This is a genomic window from Lysinibacillus antri (genome assembly GCF_003977595.1).
Lineage (GTDB): Bacteria > Bacillota > Bacilli > Bacillales_A > Planococcaceae > Ureibacillus > Ureibacillus antri.
The window spans coordinates 21,133-38,558 of sequence record NZ_RYYR01000009.1; the positions used below are offsets into that span (position 1 = coordinate 21,133).

General features: G+C 35.3%; 24 protein-coding genes. 20 read left to right on the top strand and 4 right to left on the bottom strand.

Annotation, left to right across the window (positions count from 1 at the left end):
* The first annotated feature begins 17 nt into the window (after positions 1 to 17).
* The 12 genes from EK386_RS08205 (at position 18) to corA (ending at position 9,084) form a co-directional block, all read left to right on the top strand.
* Positions 18 to 659, top strand: coding sequence for an HAD hydrolase-like protein (locus EK386_RS08205; protein WP_126658681.1), 642 nt, complete (start codon positions 18 to 20; stop codon positions 657 to 659).
* A gap of 91 nt (positions 660 to 750) precedes the next feature.
* Positions 751 to 1,464: a ZIP family metal transporter gene (locus tag EK386_RS08210; protein ID WP_126658682.1), complete on the top strand. Its 714-nt coding sequence runs from the start codon at positions 751 to 753 to the stop codon at positions 1,462 to 1,464.
* 91 nt (positions 1,465 to 1,555) lie between these two features.
* Positions 1,556 to 2,425, top strand: coding sequence for an LppY/LpqO family protein (locus tag EK386_RS08215; RefSeq protein WP_126658683.1), 870 nt, complete (start codon positions 1,556 to 1,558; stop codon positions 2,423 to 2,425).
* Between the two features lie 113 nt (positions 2,426 to 2,538).
* Positions 2,539 to 3,123, top strand: a complete 585-nt coding sequence (locus EK386_RS08220) for a DUF6434 domain-containing protein (RefSeq protein WP_126658684.1) — start codon at positions 2,539 to 2,541, stop codon at positions 3,121 to 3,123.
* Entirely contained in the window at positions 3,116 to 3,733 is a 618-nt protein-coding gene (locus EK386_RS08225; protein ID WP_126658685.1) for a class I SAM-dependent methyltransferase, read from the top strand. The genes EK386_RS08220 and EK386_RS08225 overlap by 8 nt, the downstream gene beginning before the upstream one ends.
* A gap of 19 nt (positions 3,734 to 3,752) precedes the next feature.
* Positions 3,753 to 4,523 carry an alpha/beta fold hydrolase gene (locus EK386_RS08230; protein WP_246027622.1) on the top strand — a complete coding sequence of 257 codons (771 nt, stop codon included), beginning with the start codon at positions 3,753 to 3,755 and terminating at the stop codon, positions 4,521 to 4,523.
* Between the two features lie 78 nt (positions 4,524 to 4,601).
* Positions 4,602 to 5,231 (top strand): DUF421 domain-containing protein, encoded by a 630-nt coding sequence (locus EK386_RS08235; RefSeq protein WP_126658687.1) that lies wholly within the window; start codon positions 4,602 to 4,604, stop codon positions 5,229 to 5,231.
* Between the two features lie 125 nt (positions 5,232 to 5,356).
* Entirely contained in the window at positions 5,357 to 5,764 is a 408-nt protein-coding gene (locus EK386_RS08240; RefSeq protein ID WP_126658688.1) for a hypothetical protein, read from the top strand.
* A gap of 110 nt (positions 5,765 to 5,874) precedes the next feature.
* A complete protein-coding gene (locus EK386_RS08245) occupies positions 5,875 to 6,834 on the top strand; it encodes a bile acid:sodium symporter family protein (RefSeq protein WP_126658689.1) in 960 nt (319 codons plus the stop codon).
* 227 nt (positions 6,835 to 7,061) lie between these two features.
* On the top strand, positions 7,062 to 7,487 hold the full coding sequence (locus EK386_RS08250) for an SRPBCC family protein (protein WP_439331226.1): 426 nt from the start codon (positions 7,062 to 7,064) through the stop codon (positions 7,485 to 7,487).
* Entirely contained in the window at positions 7,487 to 7,810 is a 324-nt protein-coding gene (locus EK386_RS08255; protein WP_126658691.1) for an ArsR/SmtB family transcription factor, read from the top strand. Before EK386_RS08250 ends, EK386_RS08255 begins: the two co-directional genes overlap by 1 nt.
* A 311-nt stretch (positions 7,811 to 8,121) precedes the next feature.
* Positions 8,122 to 9,084 (top strand): magnesium/cobalt transporter CorA, encoded by a 963-nt coding sequence (gene corA / locus EK386_RS08265; RefSeq protein ID WP_126658692.1) that lies wholly within the window; start codon positions 8,122 to 8,124, stop codon positions 9,082 to 9,084.
* 6 nt (positions 9,085 to 9,090) lie between these two features.
* Here corA and EK386_RS08270 read toward each other — a convergent pair whose 3' ends face one another.
* Both EK386_RS08270 and EK386_RS08275 read right to left on the bottom strand, forming a co-directional pair.
* Positions 9,091 to 9,357, bottom strand: coding sequence for a YqhV family protein (locus tag EK386_RS08270; RefSeq protein WP_246027623.1), 267 nt, complete (start codon positions 9,355 to 9,357; stop codon positions 9,091 to 9,093).
* A gap of 114 nt (positions 9,358 to 9,471) precedes the next feature.
* Positions 9,472 to 9,699: a phosphate-starvation-inducible protein PsiE gene (locus EK386_RS08275; protein ID WP_126658693.1), complete on the bottom strand. Its 228-nt coding sequence runs from the start codon at positions 9,697 to 9,699 to the stop codon at positions 9,472 to 9,474.
* Between the two features lie 187 nt (positions 9,700 to 9,886).
* Here EK386_RS08275 and EK386_RS08280 point away from each other — a divergent pair, with 187 nt between their 5' ends.
* Positions 9,887 to 10,387, top strand: a complete 501-nt coding sequence (locus EK386_RS08280; RefSeq protein ID WP_126658694.1) for a pyridoxamine 5'-phosphate oxidase family protein — start codon at positions 9,887 to 9,889, stop codon at positions 10,385 to 10,387.
* A gap of 92 nt (positions 10,388 to 10,479) precedes the next feature.
* Here the strand turns inward: EK386_RS08280 and EK386_RS08285 are convergent, their stop codons facing one another.
* A complete protein-coding gene (locus tag EK386_RS08285; protein WP_370511991.1) occupies positions 10,480 to 10,746 on the bottom strand; it encodes a YunC family protein in 267 nt (88 codons plus the stop codon).
* A 149-nt stretch (positions 10,747 to 10,895) separates the two neighbouring features.
* Here EK386_RS08285 and EK386_RS08290 point away from each other — a divergent pair, with 149 nt between their 5' ends.
* From EK386_RS08290 to EK386_RS08310, 5 genes are all read left to right on the top strand, one after another.
* Positions 10,896 to 11,627 carry an urease accessory protein UreH domain-containing protein gene (locus EK386_RS08290; RefSeq protein ID WP_126658696.1) on the top strand — a complete coding sequence of 244 codons (732 nt, stop codon included), beginning with the start codon at positions 10,896 to 10,898 and terminating at the stop codon, positions 11,625 to 11,627.
* Between the two features lie 175 nt (positions 11,628 to 11,802).
* Positions 11,803 to 13,524: a methyl-accepting chemotaxis protein gene (locus tag EK386_RS08295; RefSeq protein WP_126658697.1), complete on the top strand. Its 1,722-nt coding sequence runs from the start codon at positions 11,803 to 11,805 to the stop codon at positions 13,522 to 13,524.
* 92 nt (positions 13,525 to 13,616) lie between these two features.
* The gene (locus EK386_RS08300) at positions 13,617 to 13,772 is read left to right on the top strand and encodes a YpzG family protein (RefSeq protein WP_126658698.1); all 156 of its coding nucleotides are present in this window, start codon (positions 13,617 to 13,619) and stop codon (positions 13,770 to 13,772) included.
* 173 nt (positions 13,773 to 13,945) lie between these two features.
* The gene (locus EK386_RS08305; protein ID WP_126658699.1) at positions 13,946 to 14,098 is read left to right on the top strand and encodes a YpzG family protein; all 153 of its coding nucleotides are present in this window, start codon (positions 13,946 to 13,948) and stop codon (positions 14,096 to 14,098) included.
* Between the two features lie 115 nt (positions 14,099 to 14,213).
* Positions 14,214 to 14,435, top strand: coding sequence for a BCCT family transporter (locus tag EK386_RS08310; RefSeq protein ID WP_246027624.1), 222 nt, complete (start codon positions 14,214 to 14,216; stop codon positions 14,433 to 14,435).
* 257 nt (positions 14,436 to 14,692) lie between these two features.
* On the opposite strand, the gene EK386_RS08315 is transcribed toward EK386_RS08310, so the two are convergent.
* Positions 14,693 to 15,088 carry a hypothetical protein gene (locus EK386_RS08315; RefSeq protein ID WP_126658701.1) on the bottom strand — a complete coding sequence of 132 codons (396 nt, stop codon included), beginning with the start codon at positions 15,086 to 15,088 and terminating at the stop codon, positions 14,693 to 14,695.
* A gap of 352 nt (positions 15,089 to 15,440) precedes the next feature.
* On the opposite strand from EK386_RS08315, the gene EK386_RS08320 reads away from it, so the two are divergent.
* Positions 15,441 to 15,998, top strand: coding sequence for a hypothetical protein (locus EK386_RS08320; protein WP_126658702.1), 558 nt, complete (start codon positions 15,441 to 15,443; stop codon positions 15,996 to 15,998).
* Positions 15,999 to 16,128: 130 nt separating this feature from the next.
* Positions 16,129 to 17,385 (top strand): CYP152 family fatty-acid peroxygenase CypC, encoded by a 1,257-nt coding sequence (cypC, locus tag EK386_RS08325; protein ID WP_126658703.1) that lies wholly within the window; start codon positions 16,129 to 16,131, stop codon positions 17,383 to 17,385.
* The last annotated feature ends 41 nt before the right edge of the window (positions 17,386 to 17,426 follow it).

Consider the following 17,426-nt stretch of genomic DNA (forward strand, 5'->3'; position numbering starts at 1 on the left):
GAAAGGGGCAATTTTATATGACACAAGCCATTATATTCGACATGGACGGTACACTCTTTCAAACAAACTTAATATTAGAGCCTGCTCTAGAAGCAACATTTAATAAGTTGCGCTCTGAAAATCTTTGGAAGGGCGCAACACCCATCGAACAGTATCGTGAAATTATGGGCGTACCATTACCAATTGTTTGGGAAACATTGTGTCCAATGCATTCATTAGAAACACGAAACCAAAGTAACGAATGGTTTCAACAAGAACTGATTGTGCAAATAAAAAGTGGGAATGGCGCCCTTTATCACGAAGTAGAAGACACTATGAAGCTTTTAGCAATGAAATATCCTTTATATGTTGCAAGTAATGGCGAAATGGCGTATTTACAAGCGATCATAGAACACTATCAATTAAACCGGTTTATTCAGAAAGTCTATAGTATCGAATGCATCTCTTCGAATAATAAATCAGATCTCGTTCAATGGATCATAAAGGAAAATCACATTACAAAAGGTTACGTTATAGGGGATCGTTCATCGGACTTTAAAGCAGCAAAGGACAATCAATTAACCTCAATTGGTGTACGTTTTGATTTTGCTCAAGAAAGCGAGTTAGAATTAGCCAATTATGTTGTGACTTCATTTAAAGAGATACTAACGATCGTATAGTGCAGTAAAATCAGAAATTAATAATTTGTCCCACATATATTCTATCAATCAGCCATATACGTTATTAATCCACTAAAAAAGGTGATAACGTATGTGGCTTTTCGCATTTATAACGTCATTTATTGCAATCCTTATCGGGGGATGCATTGCGTGGTTGTTGAAACGGTTCCAAAAGGAAATGGATACCACTTATGCAATTTGCGCAGGATTAATTTTTGGTTTAATTAGTATAGAAATCTTACCTGAAGCTATTGAGATAGGTGATTGGGTAATTAGCTTTCTTGGCATCTTTTTAGGATTTATTCTCTTCAAAGGGTTACATAGTATTTTTCATTTCAATCAATCAGAGGCGCTCCTTTCAAAGGAAAAACGTTCGATTCGTACGGGATTATTATTAATGTTTAGTATTGCGATTCATAATTTTCCAATAGGAATCATGATTGGTACCAATTTAGAAGCAGAGCTCACCATCCCATTATTACAAACACTTTTCTTTCATAGTATCCCTGAAGGTGTCATTTTATTTACCGTACTAATGGTAGCAGGAACCAACGTCATTCAATGGCTAACCCTAAACGTCTTTGTTTCCATCCCTGTTGCACTGGGTGTTTATATCGGGAATTATATTCGTATTGAATTTCAATTACTCTCTGCTTTTCTCATAAGCTTTACAATTGGGATTATGGTGACGGTTACCGTAACAGAAATTTTGTTTGCGGCATTTAAAAAATCTTCAACAGTAAAAATTGTATTGTTTACCTTTGTTGGTTTTGGAATCATGGGATTATATCTATACGTAATTTAAAAAATGCCCATCTTTAAAAATGGCCCTGTCAAAATAAGTTTACTTGAATAGACTTCTATAGAGTAAATTTACTAGGAAGGGATATGTCGAAATGGATAAAATGAATCAAGTTGAACCAAGCGAGCTATGCCAAGAATTTGCAAGAATTTTAGGTGCTACGCCTGGTGTGATTAATGGGGTTTGTACTGCCACTCGTTCAAGAACGAATATCCGCCCAACTGTATTAGGTCGTGCAGCAGAGTCCTTTATGTTTGTACCTCAAGCATTTTCCTTTGAAAAAGTGGACAGTAAAGGAAATGCGTTATGTCTTGGAGAAACAGTTATCCTTGAAGAAGAGGTAAACCCATTTATTTCTCGATTAAGAGAGAATGGAATCATTGTGACGGCCTTACACAATCACTGGTTATTTGAAGAGCCCCGACTATTGTACATTCATTTTCAATCCATTGAAGAGCCACTGTCCTTTGCGCGGAAAACGAGAAGAGCGCTTAGAGTCCTTACGAAAAAAGACGTAGGAAGTTTCCGTAAAAATTGGCAACCTTCAACACAGGAAGCGGAGGGAATTTGCGAACAATTCCATAAAATCCTTGGGGGCATGCATACCTTTGAAAATGGCGTCTGTACGGTGATGGATTCAAGATTTAATATTAAACCTCGTGTAATGGGAAGAAGAGGAAAGTCATTCTTATTAATTCCTCAAATGTTTGTATTTGAATCACTTGCATCAGATGGAACAGCGCTTTGTAGTGGCGAATCGGTTATTCTTCAAGAAGAGTTCAATCCATTAGCGAGTAAATTACGTGAAAAAAATATTTTGATAACGGCTTTCCACAATCACTGGCTATTTGAAGATCCGCGTTTAATGTATATTCATTTTGTGAAGATAGACGAACCAATTTGTTTTGCTAAAGATGTAAAAGACGCATTTGAAGTACTAACGGAAGATGTTGTGGAGTGTTAAAATAAGGTATAAAAAGGGCTTTCTTACAAGGGAGCCTTTTTGTATGGAGTTTAAAGAAACTTAAACTTTAACTATACGTTTATACAGATATAGAGATCCTTGGGGGAATAGTGATGAGGCCTGAATTAACGAAAAATATTACACTTCAAAACTTTAACGACTTTTATTGGCTAAAAGAAGAGTTGCAATCTTTTTGTAAAGAGGTGGGAATGAGCGCTTCCGGTTCGAAAATGGAGCTGACAGAGAGAATCCAAACGTTTCTTACTACAGGTGAAATGACGAAACCTAGCAGAACAAAAAGGGTACATAAGAAAAGTTCAGGACCATTAACATTAGATACGGTTATTCCGGAAAATCATCGATGTAGCCAAGAGGTAAGAGCCTTTTTTCAATCGGTCATTCCAAAATTCCATTTTTCAACCTATATCCAAAATTATTTTAAAACGAATATAGGGAAGACATATCGTGATGTGGTAAATGCTTGGTATGCAGAAGAAGAACGAAAAAAGGATCCTTCCTATAGTAAGGATATTGCTTCACAATTCGAATACAATCAATTTATTCGGGACTTTTTCGCAGATCCAAATAATAAAGGGAGAAATCGAAAAGAAGCAATTGAAGCTTGGAATACCATTAAGATGCTTCCTGGAAGTAACAAATATTTTGCGTTAAGTAAGGGGAAAAAAGAAGATGAATAATAAGTGGAATCGTTTCATTTATAAAATAGGCTCCCCAATCTATGACAAGTTCTTTAATTCAGGTATTTTTTTAAAGGCAAGAAAACAAGTATTTGAAACAATTCCATTTGAAAAGCAACAAAAAATTCTATTTGTAGGGGTTGGGACCGGTGCAGACTTAGAATTAATGGATCATAAAACTCTAGATATTACTGCAATCGATTATTCACCAGATATGTTAGCAAAAGCTCAAAATAAATTTAAAGGTTCTCAAATTCAATTTATCGTAATGGACGCGCAACAAATGGACTTTGAAAACGAAACCTTTGATTATGTGGTGGCAAGTTTAATTCTTTCCGTCGTACCTGATGCAACCCAGTGTTTTCAAGAGATGTCACGCGTGTTGAAGCAAGATGGGAAAATCATAATATTTGATAAGTTTGCGCCCAAAAATAAACAACTATCACTACCGAAACGGGTAGTAAGACCAATAATTAGCACATTAGGTACAGATATCGGTCGAAGCTTTGAAGAAATCATTCCCCAACAGAACCAAGTAAAAATTGAAGAGGATTCACCTGTCATGCTAGGTGGTATGTATCGAAAAATAATAGTCGAAAAAATCCTCTAGGAAAGGAGTTTTTTTAATCTTGTATTATCAAGAGTTTGGTAATCAAAATGCGCCGTTAATCGTTTTTTTACATGGCGGGGGAGTTAGCGGTTGGATGTGGGAAAAGCAGGTCCAATATTTTCAAAATTACTATTGTATTGTGCCGGATTTACCAGAGCAAGGTAAGAGCGCGGGCGAGGGACCATTTTCAATTCAAAAGAGTGCCGAACAAATAAACCAATTAATCCGACAAAAAGCAAGTGGTCAAAAGGTCATTGTCATTGGGTTTTCCTTAGGAGCACAGGTAGCGATTCAAATGCTAAGTTTAGATGCTAAGTTAATTGACTATGCAATCATTAATAGTGCATTGGTGTTACCGAGCCCATTAATTAAAAAACTCATAAAACCAATAATGAAGCTCACTTATCCGTTAATAAAAAATAAATTCTTTTCAAAACTACAAGCAAAATCACTCTATATTGATGAAAATAATTTTGAAAGGTACTACAATGAAAGCTCGACAATAAATCTACATACACTTACTCGTATATTAGAAGAAAATATGTCTTTTACCCTTCCAAAACAATTTAGTAAAGCAAAAGCGAAAATATTAGTAACGGTTGGTGAAAAGGAAAAGGCAATGATGAAAAAGTCGACATTCAAGATTATTGAGAGCAATCCAAATTGTACAGGAATTATCCTTTCAAACATAGGACATGGGCTTTCGATGGCCAATCCAACTTATTTTAATCAAATGATTGAAAAATGGATTTGTCATGGCAGTTTACCAAAGGAAAGTAAACAAATATAGTTGCATCCTTCTTCTAGCATAGTTCGTAAATATCCGTTGATACTAACGGAAAATATGTAATGAAAAAGGAGTATATAAATGGACTTTGATTGGATTTGGAAAGCAATTTTAATTGTCATTGGTGGAACACTGCTTTTAAGGGTAGCCGGGAGAAAATCGATTTCTCAAATGACCTTGGCGCAGACAGTAATCATGATTGGGATTGGTTCCTTATTAATTCAACCTGTAGCAGGAAAAAATGTTTGGGTAACCATTGCCGTTGGTGCTGTACTAGTTTTTACGTTAGTTGCCATCGAATTTCTTCAATTAAAATTTGACAGTGTTGAAAAATTTATAACAGGGAAGTCCAAGATTTTAATTGAAAACGGGACATTAAATGAAAAGAATTTAAGAAAATTACGTCTAACGGTCGACCAGTTAGAGATGAATTTAAGACAACAAAATGTAGCAACTATAAGTGATATTCAATGGGCAACATTAGAACCAAATGGCCAGGTAGGGTTTATTTTAAAGCCAGATGCACAACCAGTGACTAAAGGGGAATTTCAACAATTACGACAAGATCTCCAACAGATGAGTTTACTATTGCATTCCCTTTATCAGGCACAATCCAATTTAAACATTCAGCAACCTGAAAATAAAACCAATTTATTCTCAGAGGTTGCTCAAAATTCCCACGACTACCAACCTCCAAAACACCTACAATAATGATCTGAGTAGCAAGTCGGTGAATCATCGGCTTTTTTCGTATAATTATTAATATTTCCCCCACAATATACTGACATAGTTTTGTAGGAATGATTCAAAGCTCAATTACAAAGGGGGTTGATTTGTTGAATTTCCTTCGTGGTGATGCACATAAAATCTATCTACGGTTAAAAAGGGATCCAAAAACGATAAAAGAATCTAAATACTTACGAGATATTCAAGAAATCCGCGCATTTTATCAATCCATTGACAGTGACATCTTAAAGTTAATTTACTATCGTTTAGTAAAAGAAAATAATGGCTCTGGAATGATTCCCATTTATGTATCATCCATTCCATTTTTATTTTTAATCTTCTCTCAAAATTTACAGTCCATTCTTTTTGTAGAAGGTAGTAGAAATTGGATGATATTTATTATTATTTATATTTTAGGGATCACATTCAGTCTCTTTATGCATTTTCGAGAAAAGGCATGGGCAGCTTCTCATATTGAGATTATTCAAGACATACTAAAAGAACGTAACGATACTTAAAAAGTCCTAATGATAGGGCTTTTTTATTTGAGCTTTGGATTGAAACATTAACAATTAAAAACTTTAAGTGTATAGTGAGGGTAGGATTTATAAGGAAAGAAGGCTTTTGGATGCTTGACAGTATAAATAAATATCTCCAAAAAATGATGCCAATTCTTACACCTGTCAGCTTACTTATTGGGGTGTTACTTTCAGATATTGGCGGACAGTTGTTGTTTTTAGTCCCATGGCTTTTTGCGTTTATGACCTTTGCTGGTAGTTTAAGTATGAACTTTCAAGGGTTAAAGAGTTTTACGAAATATCCATGGGTTATATTAGGGACGATCGCTTTTTTACATATCATCATGCCAGTGTGGGCTTATTTTGTATCAACCGTTCTTTTTGACGATCATTTAGTAACGATTGGCTTTGTCCTTTCTGTAGCCGTTCCCACAGGAGTGACAAGTTTCATCTGGGTAAGTATTTGCCGTGGCAATTTACCACTATGTTTATCCATTATTTTAATCGATACAATTTTATCGCCAATTGTGATGCCATTGTTAGTGAAACTTGTTGTAGGACGTACAATTGAAATCGATACGTGGTCGATCATGCTTGATTTACTTTGGATGATTGTATTACCTTCCATTGTTGCTGTATTGCTGAATGAATGGACGAAGGGGTCAATTAATGTCACTGTAGGAAAAAAACTTGCGCCCTTTCAAAAGTTAAGTTTATTTTTAATCGTCATGATTAATAGTAGTGTTATCGCACCTTACTTAAAAAATGTCACGTGGGAGATTGCTGGCATTATTGCTGTCGTGTTTGTACTGGCAATCTCGGGTTATGCCATGTGTCTAGTACTTGGTCATTTCCTTTTCAAAGATCCAAGTATCATCACAACGGTTGTCTTTACTGGAGGCATGCGCAATATTGCGGTGGGCGTTGTTGTCGCAAGTACCTACTTCCCAGGAAAAGTCGTTATGCCAGTTGTGTTTGGCATGCTCTTTCAGCAAATCATCGCGTCCCAGTTTAGTAGAGTATTAGATAAATATAAAGTGAAATACGAGAAAATTCCTGCGAGTTCATAAATAATAGCCAAAAGCTGCGAGTTATTAGCCAAAGAGAAAAGAATATTAGCCAAACTGGGGGCAATATTAGCCAAAGTCGCCCCAATATTAGCCAAACTCGAACAAATATTAGAATTTCTAAAACAGGAGACGATTATGGCTCCTGGTCGTTTGACATGACACCTTTTGGTTATATATAATACGCAATGACACTAAAAGGTTACATATTAACCGTAAAAAGGAGCAACATAAGAATGACAACAAATTTACCAGACATTATTCAAACAGTGACAATACAAGCACCGATCCAAAAGGTATGGGATTATGTATCGACTGCGGAGGCAATTGCAGAGTGGTTCATGCCAAGTGATTTTAAACTAGAAGAAGGATACGAGTTTACAATTCAATCCCCATTTGGTCCTTCACCATGTAAAGTGATCGAAATTGATGAACCAAACAAATTAGCTTTTCAATGGGACACAGATGGTTGGATCGTATCATTTCTTTTAAAAGAAGTAGACGGCGTAACGGAATTCACCCTTATTCATGGTGGATGGAAAGCAGAAGGTGTGGTTGTACCGAAAGCAGGAAGACTAAATACAGAAATCCGCAATACAATGAATCAAGGTTGGGGTGGCATTGTACAAAAACTAAAACAAGTGGTGGAAGGCTAATGTCCGCCTCTGCTCAAAAGTACGATGTGTTTTTTGCTATAGCAGACCCAACGAGAAGAGAAGTACTTTATTTATTATCTAAAAAAAATCAATCGATTGCGGAAATTTCCTCCCATTTTGATATGACAAGAACAGCGGTTGTAAAGCATTTAGCTGTATTGACGGAAGTTGGACTTGTACGCGGAGAAAAAAGTGGACGGGAAAAAATCTACTCCTTACAATCGGAGCCATTAGAAGAGCTAAAAGATTGGTTAGCTTATTTTGAACAATTCTGGCATAACAAGTTAAATAAGCTGAAATTTATTGTTGAAAATGACACATAAGAAATAATCAAGATTCCACAAAAAAGTGCTATTCCTCATAACATTAGAGGACTAGCACTTTCTCTTTTGTAGAACGCCTGTAGATTTAAGCACAAGGTTATCCAGTAAATCCGCAACTAATTTTCCGTAGCTATAATTATAATTCTCCAAGCTAAAACTGTTCGTAATAACTTTTGTTGTTCCTAATCTCCAGCGCTTAAAATGATTAACATTTGATAAAACTGTTAAGGTGAACATACGTTAACTGCTCCAAAATCTATATCTTTTTTTTACTATAACAATTGCGAATAATTGAAGAAGGGTTTTATTCGATGATAAATTTTTTAGGAATAACAAATGATGATCATCTTGAAAAAAATATCGACATTCACAGCGCAGTACTATCCGATTACAAATGGTTTTGGGTGGATTTTAGTGAACCAACAGAAGAAGAATTAAAGCATCTCTCGGATACATTTCATTTTCACCCACTGGCCATAGAAGATTGTGTACATGATTTCCAACGACCGAAGTTAGATTATTATAATAACTACACATTTTATGTAACCCATCTTGTTCGTGAAGACAATGAAAAGCTTGTAAAGGAAGAACTTGATTTTTTCGTTGGAGAAAATTGTATTGTGACCTTTCATAAAGTGCCATCCCTAGAGGTGACGAAAGTATGGAATCGGATCATCACGCTGGATTCGCTCGTGAATTGGGATGCTCATTATGTGTTTTATGAAATTTTAGATAAAATTGTAGACAACTATTTCCCACTGATTTATAAAATTGAAGATGAATTAGAGAAGATGATTGAAAACACAAATAACAACTCCATGAACCAGTTAATGAATGAATTATTTGAAACGCGAAATCGGCTACTGAATTTATTGCATACGGTAAATCCAATGCGTGATTTGCTCTATCGTATGTTAAATTCACATCATCTAAATTTAAATCGAGTTGAGGAAAGAAGAGAGTACTTTTCCGATATTTATGATCATCTCTTAAAATTATCTGAAATGGTCATGACAAATCGTGAAGTAACAGCAGATATTCGGGATAGTTATTTATCGCTAAACTCCCACCAAACAAATAATGTGATGAAATTATTAACCATTATTACGTCGATTTTCGCGCCCCTAACCTTTATTGCGGGAATCTATGGGATGAATTTTGAAAATATCCCTGAATTGCGTTGGGAAAATGGTTATTTTTTTTCCCTAGGACTCATGGCGGTTATTGGTGTTGTAATGCTTTTATGGTTTCGAAAAAAAGGTTGGTTTAAATAGTAAGCATTATTTCATTTTTAAGCTAATTAATATGAGCAATACACCACTAAATAAGCAAACCATTTTTAAAAAGGATATTTTCTCACTGAGCCCGGCGATCCCAATACCAGTCGTAATAATGAGTATCGTTGGACCAACAAGAGCAAGCATGGAATTAATGGCCAACGCCTTCTCCACGGACTGGAATTTATACATTAAGCCAGCTGCAGTAATTTCGATGCTTCCAGAAAGAATTCTTAAAATCACCATATAAAGTAGCGCACTTTCTAACATAACATCCTCCATTGTCGTGGCATTTGTAGAAAGTGTATGTTTGTCCAGTACTAAATATTTGTCCTAAAAAAGTGAAATAAAAAAGGAGGCTTTCAAATTAGGCCTCCTTTTGTCTTACATTTTTGCCACAATGCCGTGGATTGTTTCTTTTAGTTCTGGATCGTATTCAGCAAGTTCAACAAGATTTGCTAAACGTTCTTTTAAAATATGACGCTCAACTACTAATTGTTCATCAAGTACACTTACGAATAATTCAATAATTAAACGGTCACGAATTGATAATGCTTCGTCTACACGTTCTGGTGAGATTTTAGCATCTGTTTTTAATGCATTACTAGCCATTTGTTTTACCCCCTAGTTTGTTTACTATAAATGATTCTATCATATTCTTGTGTTTTTAGAAATAAAGTGCGAAACAAGTTTTTAATATAATTTACTTGTTACATAATTTTATGCAAAAAAGTATATGAAAATAAAGGGATTTAAAGAAGTATATAGAATATATATTTAAAAAGGGGGAGTAGAGCTTATGAGAGGTATTATGAACAACAAGAAACGAGAAATATCAGAAGAGGATGCGTACCACTTTTTAAAACATGCACAAGTAGCGCACGTCGCGACGATCGGAGAAGATGGATATCCATATGTCATTCCCTTTGTTTACGTGTACGAAGAAGGTACAAAACTATATATACATATAGGAAATTTACGCGAAAGCCATTTTTGGTCAAATGTACAAAAAAATCAGCGTGTAAGTATCGAAGTGAGCGAAATGGGTGATGTGGTTCCGGGGAAAAAGTATGCCTGTCAATCTGCATTAGGCTATACGAGTGTAGTAATTTTTGGGACAATTAAACATATTCAAGAAGATGCAAAAAAAGAATGGTTCTATGATTGCCTGTGGAAAAAGTATGGCGATCCAAATTGGACATTTGAAAAGGGTGGATATCCAATCCTACCAAAAACTGAATTGTTTGAAGTGGAAATTGAAAAGATGACGGGCAAATTTAGTGATGCAATGGGTCACTAAAATGGAGCACCTATTTAGCGAATGACGCGAAAATAGGTGCCATTTTTATTGAATTAGTAAAATAAAAATAACCAGAGAAAAGTATTCCCTGGCTAAATCATTTTTAATAAAGCTTCTTCTCCAATCATACCTTTTACAATGCCTAATTTTTCTGCTTCATAAGTAACGGATTCCAGTGGTGCTTTTAATAATTCGTCAATTGTTCGTACACCAACAGCGCGGCCGGCAATGATTTTTCGATCAGCTAGTTTACTGTTTAAAAGGCCAACGTCTAGCGCACCACACATGATATACCCGTTTTCATTTGATACAGTTAACAAAGTTGTTTTCGGTAAAAGCACCGTCACAGCAGTAAACATATGTCCATTTAATTCGATTGGTTCAATGGATACCAAATAAATCGCTCCTTTCCTCTCTATAAAATATGGAGTTGGGCGAAAAGTGTTCCCCTTTATTTCTTTATTTCAATGAAGCAAAGTAGTAACTTTAAAGGGAAGGAGGTTTTGCTATGTATCAATTCCTTTTTGAAATAAGCAACTTTTTTAGCAAACCTATCACAACATTTATTAATACATACGAGCATTCTCCATTCGTGACGGCCTTTCTTTTAGGGGTGATTGGAGCATTTGCACCATGCCAGTTAACAGGAAATATAAGTGCAATCACTTTTTACGGCCAACGTAAAATACAAAAGGATATTTGGCTAGAAGTTTTATTTTTTATTTTAGGGAAAATAATGATTTTTAGTGTTATTGGGTTGTTTGCATGGAACTTTGGTCAAACTTTCGAACGTGAAATGACAAACTATTTCCCGCTATTTCGAAAAATGATTGGCCCTCTTCTTCTCTTAACAGGTGTAGTGTTAATTGGAGGAGTAAAACTTAAGTTTATAAATCGACTTACCCAACGAATTCCTGTAATCATGAAAGAAGGCAAGGTCGGTTCGTTTCTATTAGGAGTTAGTTTCTCTTTAGCGTTCTGTCCGACGATGTTTGTGTTATTTTTTGTTTGGCTTATGCCGGTAGTTGGATCCTCATCGTATGGTTTTACCCTACCCGCTATTTTTGCTATAGCTACTTCTATACCTTTACTTGTTATTTTTGCACTTATTGAAGCAGTGAGCGTGAAGGGAGTGGTTATGAAGAAAAGTAAAAAAGTGGGTGTTGTAGTTCAGAGGGTTGCTGGTATTCTCCTAATGATTATTGGTTTATTCGACACAATTACCTATTGGGGAATCTAGTTTTGCGTTATTGAAGTGTTGAGTCATTATTATATGTATAAAATATTTGGAAAAATCTATATAAATTGAAACTATTTTTATAGAATTTTCGTAATACTACATACATAATATTATTAAAGTCCTATGGGATAATTTGATTCGTTAGGAAAAAGGATTCTATAAAAAGAGGGGTACTATGAAAAGTTTACAAACCAAAATGCTCGTGATTTTTTCATCTATTTTCATCATTTCAACCGTCATTATGAGCTATACAATCTATCAATCATCTACTAGCCTTGTGGTCAATTCGATTAGTACACAGGCAAAATTAATTGCTGAAAAGGTTGTAGAGAAAATCGATATCGAGCAATATGAACAAATTTCACCTGTAACAGGAGAAACGAATTACTATAAGGAATTACGTGAACAACTTAATGAATTAAAAGAATTGAATGGATTAAAGTACCTTTATACAATGAATCGAATGAGCAAGGACGATGGAGCATATGAATACTTTTATGTGGTAGACGGTGCGCCTTTAGACTCGGACGACGCATCCGCGTTAGGTGAAGTTGAGGAGCATGAATATGAAAGTTTAATCCAAGCATTTGAAACAAATGAAGCACAAATCGGAGAACTATCTTATAGTAAAGAATATGGAGCAACGGTAACTGCTTATGTACCTATTATGCAGAATGGAGAAATAATGGGTGTTGTAGGCGCAGATTTCAATGCAGATCGCATTTATGAATTAATGAATGAGGAAAAGAAAAGTACAATTATTTTTACGATTATTGTCCTACTCGTAATTATACTGGTAATTTATTTGGTTGCGCGTATGATTAATCGTCCACTAAAACAACTGACTTTAGAGATGCGAAAAGTAAAAAATGGTGACTTTACGGTTCAGCTTGAAACGACACGTAAAGATGAAATCGGTGAATTAACACACTCCTTTAATGACATGGTAAACAATGTGAAGGGTATGATTCAAACGATTAATCAAAGCTCAAGAAAATTAGCAAGTTCTTCTGAAGAAATGTCAAGTACAGCAGAACATAATTCCAGTATGACAGAGACACTAACAACTGCAATTCAAGGAATCATGCAAGGGGCAGATCGACAAGTATCGATTATTTCGAATGCAGCAGAAACGATAAAAGAAATGTCCGGTGAAATTCAAAGGATTACCCATAACATAGCTGAAGTATCGGCCTCTTCAGAATTGGCAAATGATGTTTCAGAAAATGGGAAAATGCAACTGGAGCATGCCATTAAACAAATGGAGCAAATTAAAAATGCTCAATATCATTCCTCAGAGGTAATTAAAGAATTGGGCGTTAAATCCAATGAAATTAATGAAATTGTTGTAATGATTACAGATATTGCAAATCAAACCAATTTATTAGCATTAAATGCTGCGATTGAAGCTGCTCGTGCGGGTGAATATGGTAAAGGATTTGCAGTGGTTTCAGATGAAGTACGGAAATTAGCGGAGCAATCTGGAGATGCAGCCAACCGTATTGCAGGTCTTATTAATGAAATACAACTAAAAACAAGTGACGCCATTAAAACAATGGAAAATGGAAATAAAGAGGTAGAAGAAGGTACAGCAGTCATTGTCAATACAAATGCTATTTTTAACAAAATCAATCAAGCTATTCATGTAGTAACAAATCAAATTGAAATGGTAAATGACTCCATTATTCAACTTTCTACTGGTAGTACTAAAATTGTAGAAGTGGTTGAAGAAGTACATGATATTGCAAAACATTCTTCAGATCAAACGACGAATTTTGCAGAGCTCACGGAGGAACAATTAGCCTTAACGGAAGAAGTGTATGCTTCCATTGAACAGTTACGAGAAATGTCTGAGCAGCTTGATGTGATGGTAAGTCAATTTAAAATTGAACGTTAAAATGCATTTACTCAGTATAGAAAAAACATCGCCGTTTATACTATTAAAGATTTCACAAAGGGAATCAACCATGATGAACAGGGGTGTTACCGATGGGTAAAAAGGGTATACTTGATCCTAATTCTGCTAAGAATCACCGTAACTGGGAAAAGCCGAAATTTCAAAAATCTCAAATGAATGGTGAAACGAAAGTGACACCACATAACCAACGTTTGAGGGAAGGCGATTTTGACGCTAGACAGCTATAGTGCATCAGGAGGATTTCAGTGAATCACATGCCCGGGAATTAGTTTCCGGGTTTTTTTATTTTTTCATACTGGATAATCATTTTTCAAAATAAATCGTATAACCTATAAAAAATGATCAATACTATTAAAGATTTCACAAAGGGAATCAATTATGATGAATAGGGGTGTAACCGATGAGTAGGAAGGGTCCATTTGGTCCGAATTCTCAGAAGAACCACCGAAACTGGGAAAAGCCAAGAGTTCATAGATCTCGAATGAGTGGGCAAATGGAGGTATCTCTCCAAAACCAAATTTTGAGAAGTGAAGCAAAAGCTAGACAGTTTTAGATCATCATGAAGATTTCAGTGAGACACATGCCCGGAAATCAGTTTCCGGGTTTTTTTAATACCCATTTTCTTATAAACGTACTGCTGTGTGGGATGGCTAATTTAGGGGATGTTAATGGCGGCAATATCGGCAGTTTTGTTATATGCGGGTGGACTAGATGTTCTGCAAACTGCCTCATTAATTGCTGCATTACCATTTGCCGTTATTGTGTTGTTACTTGGTATTACCTTATGGAAAATGCTCAAGCACGAAATTATTCCAATCAAGAAAAACGATATTAAACGGTACAAAAAATTACGAGAACATCTCAAACAAGAAAACAGTAAAAAGAAATAATCCTCAGATTAAAAACATTATTATTAGCTATGCTATAAAAGATTTCACTACAACAATCCGACATGATAAACGGGAGGGATTTCCGTTATGATTAACGCAAAGGACAACTCAACGTCTGGTAATCCGCCCAAAAATGTTAAGAAAAGCATCTATCTCTAACCTTCGTAATGAAACTTTGAGATTACTTTAAGCTTGACAGATCATGAGGATTAGTGAAATGTAGCCCGGAAACTAAAGACTTCCGGGTTTTTTTCTATTTAACTTAAAACTGTAAGATGGTCATTCACTTCGCTGCTAGGAGGTGCAATTAATGCCTTTGCATCCGAGTTTAAAGCGTTATAAATTTTTGGATTTGCAAGTAAATCCTTTTGCAAAAAAGTAAACCGTTTAATTTCAGAAAATCGGCAGTCATAAGCCAATTTATTAATATGTTGAATAATTAGTTGCGTTTCTCTTGAATATAATTCTTTATTATCCTCATTGTTAAGCTCATCCACACAATTCAATAATGCTAATGCTTCCATATTTAGTTTAGATCGGATATGAGGGCGTCTAAATTTCTCAGCATGTAGTTCCAATATCTTGCGAGCTCCTGGATAGTCACTTCTACCAATGGCCTTCTCTAACAATAAAATTTCGCGGTCTATTATCATAATAATTTCCTCCTTAAAATAGAAAATATTACTACTGTTAATTTGGATTATATCACACAAAATGATCTATTTGGTATAACCAGGAATTAAAATAATGAGTCGAATTTATTACAAAGTAGGTAATTTAATAAAAATGCTCTAAAAATCAATTATTTACTGGTATATTTCTATTTGTCTTATAGTTTATAGAATAATATACCTCTTGTAACGTCTATCAATTATAGAGTACAACACTAGCACTGCCAACGAACTAAGTCTCTAGACTGATAGATAACTATTTCTATAGTCGGTTACAATTTGGAAATAATTCACTTATAGTAGAATGGAGACACAATTACGAAGGAGAATTTTTATGGAGAGGAAAAAAGTATACTTATTACTTACGGATACGGGCAGTATGTTGACGAAGATGATAAAACTATATACGAAAAAACCGTATAACCATGCTTCTATTGCATTCGATGAACAATTTGCCGAAGTATACAGTTTCGGACGTAAAAAGCCTCGTAATCCTTTCATCGGCGGTTTTGTAAATGAAGATGTACGCCAAGGTATTTTTATTAATGCAAGGTGTGCGATTTATAGCTGTGAAGTAACAGAAGAACAAATTCAAAAGATGCGCGCATTTATCGAGCAGATTGAGAAAGACCGCAATCGATATCGGTATAATTTTCTAGGACTCTTTTCTTTTATTGTTAATAAACCTCTTAACCGAAAAAACGCTTATTTTTGCTCTGAGTTTGTTGCAGAAGTATTAAATGAAGGCGGTATTATTCGATTTGAAAAGCCATTATGCCTTATTTCCCCTCATGATATCCAATGCATCCATACGTTAAAATTAGAATACGAAGGACAATTAGCGGAATTATTCGGTACGGAATCATCAAAATCTTATTCATTCATTTTATAATTACTCACCTCCAATTCAAACTGTTGGAGGTGTTTTTTATCTTCAGTGTTGAGATTGTTCGTACTTTTCTATACATAAACTGCAAATCTTTAGAAAGACTAGAAATAGAAGATAAAAAGAGGTGACAATTATGGAAAATCAAATGCCACGTGAAGAAGGGTTTGACCACAGTTTTGGCTTATTAAAAGAAGGATATAACTTTATAAAAAATAGAAGCGAAAACTTAAATAGCAATGTTTTTGAAACGAGGATTCTTGGTAAAAAGGCGATCTGTATGACTGGGGAAGAAGCGGCAGCGTTGTTTTATGATGCTACAAAATTTCAAAGAACTGATGCCGCACCAAATCGTATTGTGCAATCATTGTTTGGAAAAGATAGTGTGCAAACGTTAGATGGGGAAGAGCACAAAAACCGAAAAGCGTTACTCATGTCTGTCATGCATCAAGAGTCTATTACCAATCTATTAGAAATAACATCAAATCAGTGGGAACAATCCATCGATAAATGGACTAAAATGGAACAGATTGAACTGTATGAAGAAGTGAAAGAGCTGTTGTGTAAAGTGGCATTTAAATGGATTGGTGCTCCTTTACATGAAAATGAAGTGAAAACGATGACAAAAGAGTTAGCGGCGATGTTTGAGTCTCCTGCTGCTATTGGACCTGCGCATTGGATGGGTAGAACGTTACGAAATGTCATTGAAAAAACAGTCCAGCAAATGATTCAAGATACGCGAGACAAAAAGGTACAGTATCCAAAAGACTCTGTTTTACACAAGTTTGCCTTCCATAAGGATGTAGATGGACAATTATTAGATGCTGAAACGGCGACGGTAGAAGTAATTAATATGTTGAGACCGATTGTGGCAATCGCCATTTATATTAATTTCACAGTACTTGCGCTGCTACAATTCCCTGAACAAAAGGAAAAGCTAAAAAATTATCCGGATTATGCAAAAATGTTTGTGCAAGAAGTGCGTCGTTATTACCCGTTCTTTCCATTTGTTGCGGCCAAAGTGAAGAGTGACTTTACTTGGAATGGGTACGATTTTAAAGAAGGCACGTTAACATTACTCGATCTCTATGGCACAAATCATGATCCACAAATTTGGGATAATCCTGATGAATTTCAACCTGAACGATTTGCCAATTGGGAGGGAACACCTTTTAGTTTTATCCCTCAAGGTGGGGGAGACTATTATTTAGGACACCGATGCGCGGGTGAAGGCATTACGATCGATGTTATGAAAGTTAGCTTAGATTATTTAGTAAATAAAATCGAATTTAACATGCCTGAACAAAACTTAGATTTTGAAATGGATGATATACCAAGCATCCCGAAAAGTAAGATTGTGCTTAGCCATGTGAAACGAATAAATACGCAATAAGAATGACAGCAGACTTGGTCAACACCCAACGTCTGCTTATT

Coding starts and splice junctions, on each gene's coding strand:
- EK386_RS08205 (WP_126658681.1), top strand. CDS start 18: ATGACACAAGCCATTATATTCGACATGGACGGTACACTCTTTCAAACA.
- EK386_RS08210 (WP_126658682.1), top strand. CDS start 751: ATGTGGCTTTTCGCATTTATAACGTCATTTATTGCAATCCTTATCGGG.
- EK386_RS08215 (WP_126658683.1), top strand. CDS start 1,556: ATGGATAAAATGAATCAAGTTGAACCAAGCGAGCTATGCCAAGAATTT.
- EK386_RS08220 (WP_126658684.1), top strand. CDS start 2,539: ATGAGGCCTGAATTAACGAAAAATATTACACTTCAAAACTTTAACGAC.
- EK386_RS08225 (WP_126658685.1), top strand. CDS start 3,116: ATGAATAATAAGTGGAATCGTTTCATTTATAAAATAGGCTCCCCAATC.
- EK386_RS08235 (WP_126658687.1), top strand. CDS start 4,602: ATGGACTTTGATTGGATTTGGAAAGCAATTTTAATTGTCATTGGTGGA.
- EK386_RS08245 (WP_126658689.1), top strand. CDS start 5,875: ATGCTTGACAGTATAAATAAATATCTCCAAAAAATGATGCCAATTCTT.
- EK386_RS08255 (WP_126658691.1), top strand. CDS start 7,487: ATGTCCGCCTCTGCTCAAAAGTACGATGTGTTTTTTGCTATAGCAGAC.
- corA (WP_126658692.1), top strand. CDS start 8,122: ATGATAAATTTTTTAGGAATAACAAATGATGATCATCTTGAAAAAAAT.
- EK386_RS08270 (WP_246027623.1), bottom strand. CDS start 9,357: ATGTTAGAAAGTGCGCTACTTTATATGGTGATTTTAAGAATTCTTTCT.
- EK386_RS08275 (WP_126658693.1), bottom strand. CDS start 9,699: ATGGCTAGTAATGCATTAAAAACAGATGCTAAAATCTCACCAGAACGT.
- EK386_RS08280 (WP_126658694.1), top strand. CDS start 9,887: ATGAGAGGTATTATGAACAACAAGAAACGAGAAATATCAGAAGAGGAT.
- EK386_RS08285 (WP_370511991.1), bottom strand. CDS start 10,746: ATGTTTACTGCTGTGACGGTGCTTTTACCGAAAACAACTTTGTTAACT.
- EK386_RS08290 (WP_126658696.1), top strand. CDS start 10,896: ATGTATCAATTCCTTTTTGAAATAAGCAACTTTTTTAGCAAACCTATC.
- EK386_RS08295 (WP_126658697.1), top strand. CDS start 11,803: ATGAAAAGTTTACAAACCAAAATGCTCGTGATTTTTTCATCTATTTTC.
- EK386_RS08300 (WP_126658698.1), top strand. CDS start 13,617: ATGGGTAAAAAGGGTATACTTGATCCTAATTCTGCTAAGAATCACCGT.
- EK386_RS08305 (WP_126658699.1), top strand. CDS start 13,946: ATGAGTAGGAAGGGTCCATTTGGTCCGAATTCTCAGAAGAACCACCGA.
- EK386_RS08310 (WP_246027624.1), top strand. CDS start 14,214: ATGGCGGCAATATCGGCAGTTTTGTTATATGCGGGTGGACTAGATGTT.
- EK386_RS08315 (WP_126658701.1), bottom strand. CDS start 15,088: ATGATAATAGACCGCGAAATTTTATTGTTAGAGAAGGCCATTGGTAGA.
- EK386_RS08320 (WP_126658702.1), top strand. CDS start 15,441: ATGGAGAGGAAAAAAGTATACTTATTACTTACGGATACGGGCAGTATG.
- cypC (WP_126658703.1), top strand. CDS start 16,129: ATGGAAAATCAAATGCCACGTGAAGAAGGGTTTGACCACAGTTTTGGC.